The sequence below is a fragment of the Paremcibacter congregatus genome, from assembly GCF_006385135.1.
Lineage (GTDB): Bacteria > Pseudomonadota > Alphaproteobacteria > Sphingomonadales > Emcibacteraceae > Paremcibacter > Paremcibacter congregatus.
Genome location: NZ_CP041025.1, coordinates 2,760,115 through 2,774,922, shown reverse-complemented (window position 1 = coordinate 2,774,922; position 14,808 = coordinate 2,760,115). Strand labels below are relative to the sequence as shown.

Genomic DNA, 14,808 nt, shown 5'->3' with positions numbered 1-14,808 from the left:
TTCTAATCTAATATCTAAAATGCAACTTATACAATAAATACGTATTTATCAATAAATATAACATTTCTGCGAAGCTTATTCAATTGGTTTGTGATTTATGTTTGGCTGGCAGTCGACTTGGCAATACTAGCCGCCACCAGGTTTGCCGCTTCCTTGATAGGCTCAGAAGCCAGATGAGTGTACCGTGCGGTGGTCTGTATCTGAGTGTGCCCAAGCAGTTTGCCCACCATGGGCAGGGCTTTGTCAAAGTAAACTGAAGTTGGTCAAAGAGGCATTTAATCACAAATTATTTATGCCGTGAGAGAGCGCCATTCAGTCATAGATTCTGAACGAAATTCCTTAAATGTCTGTCTGTTTACGAGGTGCCGTTCTCCGTTAAAATGATTGTATAGTTGGGCGTGAATTGAAGTGAATTTTTGAAGGGTTGCTTCTTTTCTAAAGCCCTGCATGGCATATTCCCGTCGTCGGAAAGGTAGGTGACTATTCTCAGCCACAACGGCGTCAAGGACTTCACCTTCATGATCTACTGCGCGCCAAAGATAATGCGTTTTACCGCCAATTTTGACAAAAACCTCATCAATGTGCCACCGCCAATTTGAGTATTGCTTAGGATAAGATGTGCGTTTCTTTCTTATCTTTGCAGCCAATGCTGGGCCGAAACGGTTCCACCACAGACGGACAGTTTTGCTGCTCCGCGCTGCCCTTCGGGTCATGACAAATATCTATGCCACGTTCGAACAAAAGGTCTTCCACATGTCGTAGTGATAGCGGATATCTGATGTACATAAAAATAGCCAGACGGATAATTTCTGGCGAACTATTGAAATAACGATATTGATAACTCATCCACGAAAGCTAAAGGTTGCTCATAGACATGGCAATAGTTTACTTTGACACTGCCCGCGAGTTGATTACTTGTGGGAATTCCATCACCAGGGCCTTACCTTAAGTGTTTTGTGTAAATTCAAACTCCACCCAAAACCGACACCCTTCTCCCAGTGTGCTTTCAACACCGATAGTCCCGCCCATAAGTTCTACCAATTGTTTGGTGATGACAAGACCGATACCAGTTCCTTCCACATTATTTGTCTTATCAAGACGGGTGAAGGGCGTGAATAATTGAGTTATCTCATCAGGACTTAGCCCTTTTCCTGTATCTATAACATATATACGAAGTCTTTGATCGTCAGTTAATTTAGCTTCTAATGTTATTGTCCCGTTAATTTTATTATATTTAACCGCATTGGAAAGAATATTTACCATGACCTGCTTAAGACGTGTGAAGTCCGCTCGTACGGCATGTCCTTTGCCCGTGATATTATCAAGTATTTCTAGTTGGCGTGCTTTTGCTGATACATCAATCAGGGGAATAGATTGTTGTAATATATCATCAAGATGGACGTTTTCCATGGAAACACTCAGTTTGCCAGTTTCGATTTTAGCAAGATCAAGAATCTCATTAATAAGAAAAAGCAAATGCTGTCCTGCGTCTAGAATTTCTGTAATATTTCCTTTTTGGGTGGCGGTGAAATCATGGGCATCTAGGTCTAACATTTGGGCAAAACCAAGTATGGCATTCATGGGGGTGCGTAATTCATGGCTCATGTTAGATAAAAATTCTGACTTGGCCGCATTGGCGCTTTCGGCTTCTTTTTTTGCGGCAATAAGACCCGCTTCTATTTTTTTACGATCCGTAACATCACGGGAAAGAACGGAGAAGAATTCTTCACTACCTAATTGAATGAGACCAAGACTTACTTCCGCTGGAAAAGTTGTGCCGTCCTTACGACGGAAGTTGCGTTCAATTTGTATGGTTCTATTTTCTTTAAGCTTAAGATATGTATCCTTTAGGCTTTCAGCAGTGCCTCCTACGACAATCTCACTTATGGACATTTTAAGCATTTGATCATGGGTATAGCCCAATCGACGGCAAGTTTCTTGGTTCACGTCCAGAAAGTTACCTTGTAAATCATGCAGGAAAAAGCCATCTGTTGCCGTCTCCAACAGGGTTCTATATCGATGCTCACTTTGTTGTAATGATTGTTCTCTTTCAAGACCCTCAATATTAAGACGGATATTTTGTATAATATTGTTATGTACTCGCTTGCCGGCAACGACCAACATGGTGAAATAGAGTATTAACATAGTGCCCATTTCAAAGCCCAATTCTCCGTCGTGATAAAAGAACTGAATTATTAAGGGTATTAAAGTCAGGCCAATATATGAGTAAAAAAGGGCTTTCATATGTGTTAAGTTAGTCACGGCACCGGCGGCCATGCCGCCTAAGACAAATGCAAGAAACACCTGATGTGCAACATTATCTGTCGAGATCATTACAATTGAGGATGCCCCCCATAATAGTGAAGCAAGTATACTTCCCACAAAGAAGCGGCGGTACCAGAGGCGAGCCTTCTCAACGGGAGGGGCCATTACACTATATTTATAGGCTAAAATACTACGCGCAAGGGTAAGCAGAATTATAGCAGCAAGCCATATGAATAATATGTCATGGCCGATAATGGGCCACATGATAAAAACAAGAATTGGGGCATTAATAAGCGACGCAATGGCAGCTGTTTTATATGTATCATATAACTGTGAAGTTTGCTCAGCGAGAATGGCATCTTCATGGGGTGAGGTACGGCTAGAATTATGCGCAGAAATATTAGATGGATTCATGGGTTTTCCCTTTAAGTATTTGGCAAATAAGCTGTAATATTACCCTCTTAAAAAATACAACTTGCTACAGGCTCTGTTATGTAAATTTTTTAGACGTATTTTTTTGTCAAATATAAGATTAAACAACATTGGGTGCAAGGTTTCGCTCAGTCATATTTATCATCATTCTCAATCGTTAAAGTCAAATGGCCTTTGGTGAGATTCCTCCGGTTTTCTCCCTGTCTTCGTTACGGGTGCCAAAGTAAGGATGCCTGATCAATTTCAAGGCCTTTTTTCCCCGCCGCAAGCGACCTCCTCGCGTGCCAAAATAGACCTTGAATTTCCTCTCCTATGCATTCTTGAAAATATTGCACCAACTCAAACATAGGAGAAAACCATGAGTGACACATCAAAACCTGATTACATTGCCTATAACGTTACAGAAGCCAATGATGAAAAATCCATCTGGAACGCCGTCGGGGCCGCCTGGACTCATAGCGACAACAAAGGCATCAATATTGTTCTTTATGCCGTGCCGGTTACCGGAAAAATCACCCTCAGGACGCCTAAAAGCGATGAGGACAAATAATCTCCACAGGGCCGCAGGTAAAGTCAAATATTATCTGTGGCCTTTCCCTGAAAGGACCTATCATGACAAATAGATATGACATCAGAACAGATACTCTATGTGAAGGCTGGATCAATTGCTGGCATGAGGGTGACGAACTGGAAACTTTTACAACCATCACGGAGGCACAAGCTGCTATTGATGACTATATGGCTGATCTGAGAACCAATTTTGAAGAGGGTAACCGGGAAGAATTCGATGAAGATCATGAACGGGTACAGTTAAGGATCTTTCATATTCTGACCAGTGAAGCCGTTGGGTAATTCAGAAGATCGCCCTGTGCAGTCTGTTAGCTGGCGGGTAGGGGGGCTTTCCCGTCAATTTGGAAACCTTCGACGTTAAATTTAAATAAAACCCCTTGTCCGCTAAACATAATATGCTGTTCAGAAGTTTCACATATCCAGTTCTGCTTTTCATCTGGTCGTTTTGCGGCGAGTGCATAAGGGGTAAAAAGTGCAATATTCAAACCCTTGTTAGGGCAGCGTGCGGAGATGAATTGAAAGCCGTCTACACCCAATTCTCTCATGATCGTGCCAAGTTTCTGTGATCCACTATAATCCTGAGGATGCTGGAGCAAGTCCTGATATTCTTCAAAAGGAGGCTTGTTTAAATATAATCCAGCCGAACAGTCATATTTTGTAGAATAAATCGTATGTTGTGTTTTAAGTGTGCCAGACGGGGGAGGTTCCGCCATCCCTGTCCAGAATAAAACCCGGTAATAGGCTGTTTCTGCGAGGGCCGTTGGAATATTTTCTGAGCCATAAAAAAGACTAGGCTCATGTTTGCGCCCAAATCGGGAACCCCATTTTAAGGGGGGATAACGAAAGGGGGTTGCTAATAAATAGTCCAGATCACGACAGTTCTCAGGGAGAGGAGGCTTGGATTTCTCAAGAAGCCCTTCTAAAATTGCTTGTTCTTCCAGCGTATCAACAAGTTCCAGTGTGGCAATTTCTTCCTGACTTTCCACAACACGCCAAGCGATACCCCTAATTTTGGAAACAATTGCCGTTTTAATCAGGTCTATTGAGGGAAGATTAAATTTTTCCACGAATGGCATCCAGATATTCAAGAATATGGACAAGACCTTGAATATTCTTCACCTGTTCTTTGGGGACACCATTTGTATGGTGGTTCATGGTGGTAAACCAATGTTTGATATTCTCCGCTTCTCCGCCGACGACAACAAATAAAGAGCGGTAACAGCGAATAAGATAGAGGGCCAGTTCTCCCGCCTTACTGGAAGGGTTTAGACCGCGTGCAATAGACGTACGGTCCCGACCTAATATTTGACCGAGTTCTTCCTGCGTTAAACCCAATGCTTTGGCTGTTTTTAAAACAGCCTTTGCCAGAACAAGTTCATCGTTGGTTTCTTCAATAGTTAGAGCCGTCAAATGAATATCCTCCTTGGTATTAAATGATGCATAATCATCATATAGCATAAATGGCGGGTAAATGCATCAAAAAAGTAATTTAATTAGGGGCGGAAGGTGCAGAAGTAGACTGAGCAATACTCTTGGCCACCAAGTTGGCGGCTTCTTTCACCGGCTCAGAGGCCAGATGAGCGTATCTCGCGGTCGTCTGTATCTGCGTATGCCCAAGAAGCTTCCCTACCATGGGCAGGCTCATACCAAGGGCAATGGCATTGCTGGCAAAAGAATGGCGTAGGTCATGAATTCTCACGTTAGCCAATCCTGCTTTGGCCCTAATCCGACGCCAGGGATGCTGTAGGTCAGTAAGATATGATCCCTCCAACTTGCCCCTAATGACATAGGGATTACCTTCCTGCCGCTCAATGTTCTTAAGAACTTCAACGGCGGCATCGCCAAGATAAACCGTCTTGGCGCCCGTTTTACTGTCAGGTAGATGAAGTTCGTTAGCTTCAAAGTCCGCATGGGCCCACTCAAGTTTCTGGATTTCCCCAAGGCGGCAGCCAGTGTACATCAGTAGTCGATAAGCATTGATACAGGAATGGGTTTCTTCGCCACTGGCTTCAACTTCATCCAATACCTCCGCAAGGCGAATAAATTCTTCCTTGGATAAAAACCGTTCCCGCCCTTTCTCGGGATATTTCTTCACATGTCGGCAAGGGTTGCTGCCATCCTGCCGCAATCCCCATATTTCGGCCAAATTCATCATCTTGGATAATACCCCAAGTGTCCGATTAGCTTGATAGGGTATATGATGGAGATTATGATGCATGGCCGCCACATCAGGCCTGGCAACATCCATGATCTTATATTTACCCAGGGCACCATTGATAAAATGCTCTACGGATCTTTTATATTCATATGCGGTGGAAGCTTTGCAGTGCGTAGGGACATATTCTTCTAAAAACTTCTTTCCCAGATCAGCAATGGTCAGAGCCTTCTTATGAGCGCGCAATTCTTCAGAAGGATCTATGCCATGTTTGACTTGAGATAATATACCAATGGTCTTGGTGCGCGCCTGATCGACGGTAAGGGTGCCATGTGTACCAATGGTGTATTTCTTCTGTTTTCCCTTCAGGCGGCACTTAAGAGCATAAGTTTTTTTACCTGACGGCCATACCCGAATGCCAAAGCCTCTAAGCTCTGAATCCCAGATGACATATTCAGTATCTTTAGAACTCAAGGCATCTATAGCCCGCTTGGTTAGTTTTGGCATGACAGTGCAATCTTCATAAGTTTAAAGGTACCACATAGGTACCAAACGAACAGTATTCAGGGATGTGCACAGAATAGCAGGTCGCCGAACTATGTCAAGTAAATTGAGTTAAAACAATCAGTTAGATATGTAAATGGCTTTAGGGAGCTACAAGAATATTCAGGTCGCAGGGCCATTATCCAAACTCATAACCTGAAGGTCATAGGTTCAAATCCTATCCCCGCAACCAACGGAAATTGACGCCGCCCGGATTTATCTGTGGCGGTGTTTTTCGTTGGGTCAACAAAATGCAAGATCCCCGCCAGATCCCCCACCAGTTCTATTTCCAGCCTGTCCCCCACGGGAAGGAGGATCACGGCCTCTATCAGGCTGCGCAGGGTCTCTGACGCCTGTGTGAGGATCTCCGGGTCATTCAGGCTGTCGGTGAGGCGCTCCAGCTTCTCCGCGTAAGCGTCAGCCATGTTGGGGTGGAGCAGAGGGGCCGGAACTGCGGCTTGGCTCAGAATGATCTCCAGATCCCCTTTGCGCTGTTCCAGCGTGATCATGCGGTCCTTGACCTTGGCGGCGGGGATCCCCTGACACAGGGCATCGACCAGCTTGTCCACCTCCTTATCGATTTTGTCATATTCCCGCCTTTGGGCTGCAAGGGAGGCGACCTGCGCCTTGCGGCTGCGGTTGATGTCTCTGGTATATTCCGCGCAAAATTCCCTGAAGTAGGCCGGTTCCATCAAGCGGCTTTTGAGGCCTTCCATCACCGTGGCTTCCAGTGATTGGCGATCCATGGTGAGCGCGTTGTCACAGGTGCCCTTGTTGCGCCTTGTGCTGCAGGCCACATGGGTCCGGCTATACATGCTGAAACCGCCGCCGCACTTGCCGCATTTAAGCAGCCCGGACAGCAGATATTTGGCCCGCCTGTAGCCGCCCAGTGCGTTGTTGTCCTGCATCGGGCGGCGCTGGTCGAGAGTCCCCTGCCGCGCCTTGACCGCGTCCCAGAGGCCTTGATCAACAAGACGGTGATGGGGGACGTCTTTTATGATCCAGTCCTCTTCCGGGTTGGGCCGGGAAATGCGTTTGCCCGTCTCCGGGTCCTTGATATAGCGCAGCCGGTTCCACACCATGCGACCGATATATAGCTCGTTGTTCAGAATACCGGTGCCCCGCTGGCGATTGCCATTGATGGTGCTTTGTCCCCAGTCCCGGCCTCGTGGCCCGCTGATTTGATCTTCATTAAGCTGGTAAGCTATGGCGCGCGGCGACGCGCCGTCGGCATAGTCCCGGAAGATACGGCTAATGACGTCCGCTTCCCGTTGATTGATCACCCTCTCGCCCCGTAAGGGGTCTCCGTCCTCTCCCAGCTTCTTGAGGACGTCATAGCCGTAACTGTTGCCGCCGCCGGACTTGCCCGCCTCGACCCGCCCGCGCAGGCCCCGGCGGGTCTTGTCGGCGAGGTCTTTGAGAAACAGGGCGTTCATGGTACCTTTCAGGCCCACATGGAGATTATTGATCTCGCCTTCGCTGAGGGTGGTGATCCTCACCCCGGCGAACTCCATGCGTTTATAGAGGCCGGCGATGTCCTCCTGATCCCGGGACAGGCGATCCATGGCCTCGGCGACAATCATGTCAAACTGTCCCCGCCGCGCCGCCTCGATCAGCGCCTGAATGCCGGGCCGCAGCAGAGACGCGCCGGAGACGGCGCTATCCTTATAGACGGCCGTCACCGTCCAGCCTTCCTTGGCGCAGCGCTCCCGGCAGAGCCGCAACTGGTCTTCGATAGAGGCTTCTCTCTGATGATCTGAACTGTAGCGGGCATAAAGGGCGACGCGGGGGCTGTGGGGCATGGGTTTTCTCCTATGAGGTCAGGGGCGCGGGGGCCGTGTTTGCTTTACCTCCGTCCCCTCCGTTGAGGTTGCTTGGTTATCATTGGCGGCGGACTTGCGCAGATGCCGCTGAAGAGAGTCTCTGGCGGCCAGCCGTCCCAACAGCTGGGCGATGTGCCGCAGGGCGGGGGCGGCGGTTTTTTGCACGGCGTTATCATTGGCGGATTGGGGCGGAACGGGGGGTTTACGGTTCATGGGGCCTCGCGTGTTTGGGAAAGGGAGGCGACAAGGAAACCCGCAAATCCCCCGCTTGTCAAGGGGGAGAGTGCATAGATAACAAGGCGTTAGAGGTGCCGCAAACGGGCGCACTGCATCGTGGGCGTCTTTCAGCGTACGGGGTGCATCGGGCTGCATCATGGTCCATTCTTCTTTCGCGGGCATTTTTTTTCACAAAAACGGTCTTTTTCCGAAGGGAGACAGCACTCTGGCGGGAAAAGACGCGGGAGGGGGGCCATAATTGGTGAATTTTTGGCCTGTCCCCTCCCGAGTCTTTTTGCTTAAGCCCCTCAATCGCCCTTACGCCGCCGGGGCAGCTTGCGCGGCTAGGGCGGGGTCGAGGCTGCTCGTCATCTGCTCATGGATATCCTCGACCTTCCGGGTGCGTTCCTGCAGGAACTGACCCATCAGGGCGAACTCGCAGCTGCTGGCGCGGCCTGCGGTAATATCGGTCAGGGAGATCAGAATATCGCCGATGGTTTTGAGCTCCGAACAGCTGTTCTCCAGACCGCGCAGGGCGGCGGTGAAGTTGGTGTCCGCCGGGGTCTCTTCTGTCTGAGGAGAAAAGACCTTAGGCGGGGAGATGTGAAGGGGCGCTTCCTCTTCCGCGATGCCATAGATCGCATCGTCGCTGGGGCGCAGGGCGTCTCTCACCACCTCCAGCCCGTCCTTGTCGGGCTTGGCCAGCCGTCCGGCCTTCAGGGCGGTGAATTTATGCTGGCAGATATGCCTGACGAGGGTGTGCAAGTCCTCCACATGGCCGAACATGGCCTCCAGATCCGGGGGGATCACTTGATAGTCGGCGCTGAAGCGCACCTCGCGGAAGGCGCTGGCCAGATGATCGAAGATCAACTCGCCCCGCCGTCCGGTCCAGATCATGGCGAGTTCCGGGTGCAGGCTTTCGGCCAGCGCCCGCAGGTCCTGCAGGGGATGTCCCGGCGGGTAGGCGAGGATATGAACCGCCATCAGGGCCGCATAGCCCTCTGCGGCGGCGAGATTGAGCATCAGGGCGGCGGCGCTGCGGTCGAGAGTGGCAAAGGCCCGTGCGCCGGACAGCAGCAATTGGGCGAGGGGAAAGGCGTGATCATAATATTTACGGGCTTGCTCCAGATGCGCTGCCGCCTCCGGGCGGGGCGGCAGCAGGAACAGGTCGCGGGTGATCTTGCCCCGGCTATAGAGGACAATGCCGCGTTCCTGTATCCGGTCATAGGCGAGATACCCATTGCGCAGCTTCTGATCAATCCGGCCCTTGGTGTCGGCAAAACGCAGTTGCACGGGAAAGCTGATCTTGCCGGACTGGTTCAGTTCTGCCACGGCATTTTCCAGAGCGGCGAGGATATCCCCCAGATGGGCCGAGACGATGACCATCAGGTTATAGCTATAGGCACTCTCGCCGGGGTGCAGGATGCTATCCGGGGTCCAGTGATCCTCGGTGAAGCAGCCGTGCAGAATGATATGGCGGACGCGGCTCGGGGTATAACGATCACGGGTCGCTGGGCTGGGGATGGTGCGCCGGATCAGACAGGCGGCGATATGGGTGAGATCATTCTGGATCTGTTCCGGCAGGTGGGTGTATGAGAATTTCATGAGATTTTCCCTTCACGCTCAATCGTCCTGTCCGCGCCACAGCCCGTCGTCATTCTCTCGAAGGAGGGAATCCAGAACTCTGCAGGACGATGGGGGGAAATATCCGAAAATTTTACACGGTCGGGTAAGTTGTTGGTTAACAAGCACAGATCATCTGTGCTAAGACATTGGGTAGCCATGTCAGCCTCCGTTAAGGTTGGTGTGGTCAGGGCCATGTCGGTGTTGTAGCACCTTCATGGTCCGATTATCGTAAATGCAGGAAACTCTCTGCGATCTGCAGTATGTATTGGCTAGATAGTCAATACTTGAAAAAGTGTTCAAATGTATACTTAGATTGTACATTGTACACTTTATGAGGTTAATGTCAATTAACAAGTACAGCCATTTGGTCGAAAAAAAATGATTACAGGAATGCAGGTAAGGTTAGGAAGAACAGCACTTCGATTAAGTGTACGGGATTTAGCAACTAAAACAGGCTTGACTGCTAATACAATCAATCGATTTGAAAACGGTTCTGATGCCAAAGGGTCAACTATTCAAAAATTACAGAGTTATCTTGAAACTTCAGGCGTAGAATTTATTGCCGAGAATGGTGGTGGAGTAGGGGTTCGGCTGAAGAAATAACCTTATCTGAATATTCTCATTCAGGGGCAGGGAAAAGCAAAATTTTGAAGTGATTTAAAGAAAGTGTAATCATATACACGCCATGCAGCTAGCGTGCGCAAATTTAAGTGTTGCATTCATCTTGTGGTTCGTTTGGCGAGCCTTATTCCTCAAGATTTTAAAACCTCTCCATTAAATCGGGACAAATCCAGTAGCGTTAAATTGATGCATTACATAGTATCAGCGAGTGGTTTGGCTTAATTTCATCAAGATATCAACAGCAATTGGGTTGTTGGAGCCAGAGATTAGCGTGTTCATATTTTTATTGCTTATATGATTAAGGATTATATATTTTGATCTACTGCCAGCTTTTTCTAGGGCGTAAACAAAAAGACGTGCTTCCTTTGCTGCTCCTGGCCGTCTGTTTGATGCGTATACGATAAATGGGGGAGGTGGAGCGGTAGTCTGGTTGGCATGAAAAAGCGGGGAAGCTTGTTCGAGTTGTTTTTTACTTTCCCCAAAATTATTGTAAATCAATTCTGTGACCGATTTTGGACTTGACGCAGCCGCATAGGGTAGATCATATGCTATTGTGTCCACTGGAATCACTAACTTTAATATACTAAAATTCAGGTCGTGTGCCGCGAGGTATTTCTCATCTGTTGCAATAAGAGAAATGAGGTGTGCGCCAGAGGAATAACCAATAAGTGTAATATTTTCCGGATCTCCTTTGTATTTGGTAATATTTTTATGAACCCACTTTATGGCGGTTGCAATATCCTCTACCTGTGCGGGATGTTGAGCATTGCTGGATAAACGATAATTTATAGTAATAAACACATTATTTTTATCGGCGTAAAATTTACCGTGCTTCTTTGCCGAGTCTTTATCACCAAATTTCCATGAGCCACCACGTACATAGATTATAACAGGCCTTAATTTAACGGATTGTTCCATATTAGAAAAATTAGGAACATAAATATCAAGTTTTTGCTTAAGGTTATAACCATATGAAACTTCTTTCATGTAAAAATTTGGTGAAATATATCCAATATTTGCTATTGAAGAAGAACTTGTTATGAGACTTATTAAGAATAAGGTTGAGACTAAAAATATGCTTTTCATGTTATTCTCCAATAGTCATATTCGGCCTATTATTGAGTTAATTATAAGAACTTCGTCATTATAGGAAAATATTATCTCAATTACAGGAATTATTTTCAGTTTAGAAGTGTAGCTTTTGAACTGACCTTTTCAGATTATGATGGCTAATGCGCCCGGATGTCTGTCTTGCAAGACGACTTCGGCGATCCCATCGAGGAGGTCAATCAGGCAACTCTGACGCTGTGGTTTGACGCCTTCTAACGCCGCGACGGGGATGATCTGATCAAGGCGATTTACCTCGCCCGCGACCTGAATGCCGCTATGGGGGATATCCTGGACAGGCTGGACGAGCTGTCTCTCTTCGAAGGCGACGCCGAAAGTTATGTTCTGGAGTTTGTCGAGGATCGCGGGCTGCTGGATGGCCTGCCGGAAAATCTCCAACCTTACTTCGACACGGAAGCCTTTGCCCGCGACATGCTGCTCGGCGGTGATATCGAAGAAGTGGCCATCATGGGCCGCCGCTTCGTCGTGTGGGGGTGCTGATCATGACCACGACAACAGAAATCCTGCAATGGCGCGAGTATCAAATTGAGCTGCGCTATGATCCCGATCCCTATCATCAGGCGGCCCGTAACGGCGTTGCGATGGCCCATCTGGAGATCCGCTGTCTTCGTCCGGCGCGGGCCGCTCTGCCGATCAGTGAGACTGGGTATCGCTCGGTCTTCATGCCGGACTGTTACCTGAAAGACTACGACAGCGCCGCCGACTATGTCACACAATGGCTCGAATGCGCGGCGCAGACCCGGGAATGGCAAGACAGTCTTGATCAGGCCCGGCAGTTGAGCCTGTTCTGATGATCAAATCTGCTGGAGGGGCAGATTGGTAAACTGTTCCTTTGCAGCACCGCACTAGATTGTCTAGAGTTTTGTCCCGTCTCTGGGGCGGGGATGGTTATTACCTTTACAACGGGGTCCTGTCATTTATGATCACCAGTATAACGCTAGGAGCTAAATACGAACCAAAACGGGGAAAACCATGAGAACAAGACAGGCGGTCATCCACGCATCTTTTTATCTCTCGACCCATATCCGCTTCAGTGGAAAGACGCTATACCACATTGAGTTTGCTAAAGAGATAGACAAAGTCACGGAGTTAGGGTGATGAGAAGTATAAAAAATAACAAAACTAGACTGGGCCCGTTGCTTATAGTGCTGAGTATCTTCTTCAGTGGAAACAGTGCTTTTGCTAAGGAGAATTTAAATTGCCTATTTTCAGAACAGGCAAAGTTTGTTGAAGCATGTAAAGCGGTACGTGCAGACTTTCTGGAATTAACTCAAAACTCACGTGGGCTATCAAAGGAATCTAAGCATGAAAAGTTAGAAAAGCTCTTTCGTGATTTAAAGCAAATTGAAGACTACGGCTCAATAGAGGCATATTTGGTATTAATTTCGCAGTCTGCCTATTATTTAGAACAATATGATGTCGCTGAATCCAAGGCAATTGAGGCCTTGAGTTATAAGCATAGATCATCGAACCCTGATGCTACTCATATGGGGTGGGCTATTTTGACCGGTGTCTATGCTGCTCAAGGCAAAATTCTCTCCTCTCAAGAAGCTTTGAAAAATGCTAAGAAAGGGTTGACGTGCGCAGATAAGCCGCACATCTGCGCATACGTACTGAAAGAGAAAGGTGTTTTAGAGATAGCTATGCAAAATTACGGAGCAGCAAATTCTGACTTTGATAAAGCAGCCAGTATGTTTTGGAAAAAGGCCGATTCTTATAAGGCTGGCCTCATTTACTATACTGCAGCGGAGTTTCTTGTAACGCGTTCTGCTGAAAATGCCATTATAAACTATATGAAGGCCAAGGATTTATACTGTTCCATGGAGCAGGAGAGGGTGTGCGAGCTATATTCAAGTATGATTGACGTAAAAGTTAGGCGTCTTAAAGAAAATAAGGGGAAATGATATGGCAAGCGAACTACATAATGGAAATATTTAGTAGCCCAATATGAATATCCTTAAGTATCGGATTTTTGGCCGGATTCGGATAGGAAAAACTCGCACAATCACGCCGCCAGTTTGATGTATGGGAAGGCGTTTTATCACTTCTAGAGGAACCGAGAAAATTCAAGATATAGAGCCTTCAATAAAAAGTGTAATCATACATACACACTATGCACCTCCCGTGCTGACACCTTTGGTGCCATAAGATCTTTAAGTCATTGAACAGGCTTTGTAAAATTGATCTACAACGCGATTACAGGCCCTGTTTTTTTGATGACAGGTTGAGCACCATGTTCTGGAAAAGTCAATATTTTCAATAGCCTGGGCGGTGTTTTTTGTCATCGAAAATTCCGGCTTTTGTAATCACCTTTCCGTCATTCAAAGGTGGCATAAAGTGGCTCGCTTTGTGGGATGGGTTTTCCTGTTTGATGATGCGGATTTCTATTGTGTTAGGATTATTCCTTGGTCCCTGATACACGCGCTTCCCCCATAGCTGGCGTGTGTCAGGGGCTTGGTCCGGGGCGGGTCAAAATCTGATGCAGGGCTGGATGAGCTGCACCGGCGCGCTGAATATGTGGCATGAAAAGGAACTTTGATCCAACTGGCACTGATCCCAGACCATGGGGGATAAGGCTTAGACGGGTTCCTTGGTGTTAGGGCTAAAGAATTGGTGCCAGTAAATAGATGTGCAGACGGGGAGTTAGGGGCCATTGGTGCTACACCTTTTATCTTGCGCTCAAACTCACTCCTCCCAATCTCTATTCTGGCACCATTTTCTGGGTTGTCTTGTCGAGCAATTCCTGATCATCCAGAACCTCTTTCTAATGGTCATCTTGCCAGAATTTTCAGTTTGGCGCAGGGGGTGATTTTCCGGGGCCGCTTCCAGCAAAATTGAACGAGAAAAAATGGAGAGATTTAGTGCTGTTGGCTTAGGGCAAGATAAAAGGAACTTAGGCACGGGGCGCTTAAGTTATTGCCTGCACATCCTTTTTACCGACACTCAATTTTTCACACCAGAGCACTATGGTTTTGATAAATCTTTGAATGTTCATAATAAAACAGGTGTCGTATATTTTTTATACCATATGTTTCAATGAGTTAGAGGATTGAAAAAAGTGATATGTTTAGGTGGAAAATTGCTCAGATTGCAAGCCTAGAATTGGTGATAATTCAAGATTTTCTATGCACATTTACGCTGACAGAATCCAATATATAGAGGCGCCTCAACTCCCGCTCAGAGGCCAGTCCCCTATGTGCGGAGTGTACGCGCAAAAAATTGATATTTGAATTAATTTGAAGGTAACGTCTATATTGCTGGTTTTGACCCAAGATGAATTCTGAATAGCTGAAACCTACATCCAAAATATAATTGTAACTTCGTTCACATAAACGGAACTGGATCACTTAGTCTAATCAAGAATATTTGTATAAGAATCAAAGATGCCCCTAGAAGGTAAACCAGCTAGGGGCAGAAACTTTGCGGTAT

General features: G+C 47.3%; 14 protein-coding genes and 1 pseudogene. 6 read left to right on the top strand and 9 right to left on the bottom strand.

Annotated elements, in window-relative coordinates:
* Window positions 1–290: 290 nt before the first annotated feature.
* Window positions 291–846: pseudogene (locus tag FIV45_RS12205) on the bottom strand (IS6 family transposase).
* 99 nt (window positions 847–945) lie between these two features.
* Window positions 946–2,679, bottom strand: coding sequence for a sensor histidine kinase (locus FIV45_RS12200; RefSeq protein ID WP_099471095.1), 1,734 nt, complete (start codon window positions 2,677–2,679; stop codon window positions 946–948).
* A 376-nt stretch (window positions 2,680–3,055) separates the two neighbouring features.
* On the opposite strand from FIV45_RS12200, the gene FIV45_RS12195 reads away from it, so the two are divergent.
* Window positions 3,056–3,247, top strand: coding sequence for a hypothetical protein (locus tag FIV45_RS12195; RefSeq protein WP_099471096.1), 192 nt, complete (start codon window positions 3,056–3,058; stop codon window positions 3,245–3,247).
* A 62-nt stretch (window positions 3,248–3,309) separates the two neighbouring features.
* On the top strand, window positions 3,310–3,549 hold the full coding sequence (locus FIV45_RS12190) for a hypothetical protein (protein WP_139932342.1): 240 nt from the start codon (window positions 3,310–3,312) through the stop codon (window positions 3,547–3,549).
* Window positions 3,550–3,575: 26 nt separating this feature from the next.
* On the opposite strand, the gene FIV45_RS12185 is transcribed toward FIV45_RS12190, so the two are convergent.
* From FIV45_RS12185 to FIV45_RS12160, 6 genes are all read right to left on the bottom strand, one after another.
* Window positions 3,576–4,334 (bottom strand): RES family NAD+ phosphorylase, encoded by a 759-nt coding sequence (locus tag FIV45_RS12185; protein ID WP_204602361.1) that lies wholly within the window; start codon window positions 4,332–4,334, stop codon window positions 3,576–3,578.
* A complete protein-coding gene (locus FIV45_RS12180; protein WP_204602359.1) occupies window positions 4,321–4,677 on the bottom strand; it encodes an MbcA/ParS/Xre antitoxin family protein in 357 nt (118 codons plus the stop codon). Before FIV45_RS12180 ends, FIV45_RS12185 begins: the two co-directional genes overlap by 14 nt.
* A gap of 79 nt (window positions 4,678–4,756) precedes the next feature.
* A complete protein-coding gene (locus tag FIV45_RS12175; RefSeq protein WP_139932340.1) occupies window positions 4,757–5,929 on the bottom strand; it encodes a site-specific integrase in 1,173 nt (390 codons plus the stop codon).
* A gap of 185 nt (window positions 5,930–6,114) precedes the next feature.
* On the bottom strand, window positions 6,115–7,767 hold the full coding sequence (locus FIV45_RS12170; RefSeq protein WP_099472342.1) for a recombinase family protein: 1,653 nt from the start codon (window positions 7,765–7,767) through the stop codon (window positions 6,115–6,117).
* Window positions 7,768–7,785: 18 nt separating this feature from the next.
* Window positions 7,786–8,001, bottom strand: a complete 216-nt coding sequence (locus FIV45_RS12165; protein ID WP_099472343.1) for a hypothetical protein — start codon at window positions 7,999–8,001, stop codon at window positions 7,786–7,788.
* A gap of 321 nt (window positions 8,002–8,322) precedes the next feature.
* Window positions 8,323–9,609 (bottom strand): hypothetical protein, encoded by a 1,287-nt coding sequence (locus tag FIV45_RS12160; RefSeq protein WP_099472344.1) that lies wholly within the window; start codon window positions 9,607–9,609, stop codon window positions 8,323–8,325.
* Between the two features lie 399 nt (window positions 9,610–10,008).
* On the opposite strand from FIV45_RS12160, the gene FIV45_RS12155 reads away from it, so the two are divergent.
* On the top strand, window positions 10,009–10,233 hold the full coding sequence (locus tag FIV45_RS12155) for a helix-turn-helix domain-containing protein (RefSeq protein ID WP_099472345.1): 225 nt from the start codon (window positions 10,009–10,011) through the stop codon (window positions 10,231–10,233).
* 219 nt (window positions 10,234–10,452) lie between these two features.
* On the opposite strand, the gene FIV45_RS12150 is transcribed toward FIV45_RS12155, so the two are convergent.
* The gene (locus FIV45_RS12150) at window positions 10,453–11,337 is read right to left on the bottom strand and encodes an alpha/beta hydrolase (RefSeq protein ID WP_099472346.1); all 885 of its coding nucleotides are present in this window, start codon (window positions 11,335–11,337) and stop codon (window positions 10,453–10,455) included.
* Window positions 11,338–11,637: 300 nt separating this feature from the next.
* Between FIV45_RS12150 and FIV45_RS12145 the strand changes: the two genes are divergently transcribed.
* From FIV45_RS12145 to FIV45_RS12135, 3 genes are all read left to right on the top strand, one after another.
* Window positions 11,638–11,859, top strand: a complete 222-nt coding sequence (locus FIV45_RS12145; RefSeq protein ID WP_099472347.1) for an antirestriction protein ArdA — start codon at window positions 11,638–11,640, stop codon at window positions 11,857–11,859.
* Between the two features lie 2 nt (window positions 11,860–11,861).
* Entirely contained in the window at window positions 11,862–12,170 is a 309-nt protein-coding gene (locus tag FIV45_RS12140) for a hypothetical protein (RefSeq protein ID WP_133118556.1), read from the top strand.
* A gap of 306 nt (window positions 12,171–12,476) precedes the next feature.
* A complete protein-coding gene (locus tag FIV45_RS12135) occupies window positions 12,477–13,283 on the top strand; it encodes a hypothetical protein (protein ID WP_099472349.1) in 807 nt (268 codons plus the stop codon).
* The last annotated feature ends 1,525 nt before the right edge of the window (window positions 13,284–14,808 follow it).

Excerpts from the sequence above, each read along its gene's own strand:
- FIV45_RS12175 (WP_139932340.1), bottom strand. The coding sequence starts at position 5,929 with ATGCCAAAACTAACCAAGCGGGCTATAGATGCCTTGAGTTCTAAAGAT.
- FIV45_RS12170 (WP_099472342.1), bottom strand. The coding sequence starts at position 7,767 with ATGCCCCACAGCCCCCGCGTCGCCCTTTATGCCCGCTACAGTTCAGAT.
- FIV45_RS12160 (WP_099472344.1), bottom strand. The coding sequence starts at position 9,609 with ATGAAATTCTCATACACCCACCTGCCGGAACAGATCCAGAATGATCTC.
- FIV45_RS12140 (WP_133118556.1), top strand. The coding sequence starts at position 11,862 with ATGACCACGACAACAGAAATCCTGCAATGGCGCGAGTATCAAATTGAG.
- FIV45_RS12135 (WP_099472349.1), top strand. The coding sequence starts at position 12,477 with ATGAGAAGTATAAAAAATAACAAAACTAGACTGGGCCCGTTGCTTATA.
- FIV45_RS12200 (WP_099471095.1), bottom strand. The coding sequence starts at position 2,679 with ATGAATCCATCTAATATTTCTGCGCATAATTCTAGCCGTACCTCACCC.
- FIV45_RS12155 (WP_099472345.1), top strand. The coding sequence starts at position 10,009 with ATGATTACAGGAATGCAGGTAAGGTTAGGAAGAACAGCACTTCGATTA.
- FIV45_RS12195 (WP_099471096.1), top strand. The coding sequence starts at position 3,056 with ATGAGTGACACATCAAAACCTGATTACATTGCCTATAACGTTACAGAA.
- FIV45_RS12190 (WP_139932342.1), top strand. The coding sequence starts at position 3,310 with ATGACAAATAGATATGACATCAGAACAGATACTCTATGTGAAGGCTGG.
- FIV45_RS12165 (WP_099472343.1), bottom strand. The coding sequence starts at position 8,001 with ATGAACCGTAAACCCCCCGTTCCGCCCCAATCCGCCAATGATAACGCC.
- FIV45_RS12150 (WP_099472346.1), bottom strand. The coding sequence starts at position 11,337 with ATGAAAAGCATATTTTTAGTCTCAACCTTATTCTTAATAAGTCTCATA.
- FIV45_RS12145 (WP_099472347.1), top strand. The coding sequence starts at position 11,638 with ATGGGGGATATCCTGGACAGGCTGGACGAGCTGTCTCTCTTCGAAGGC.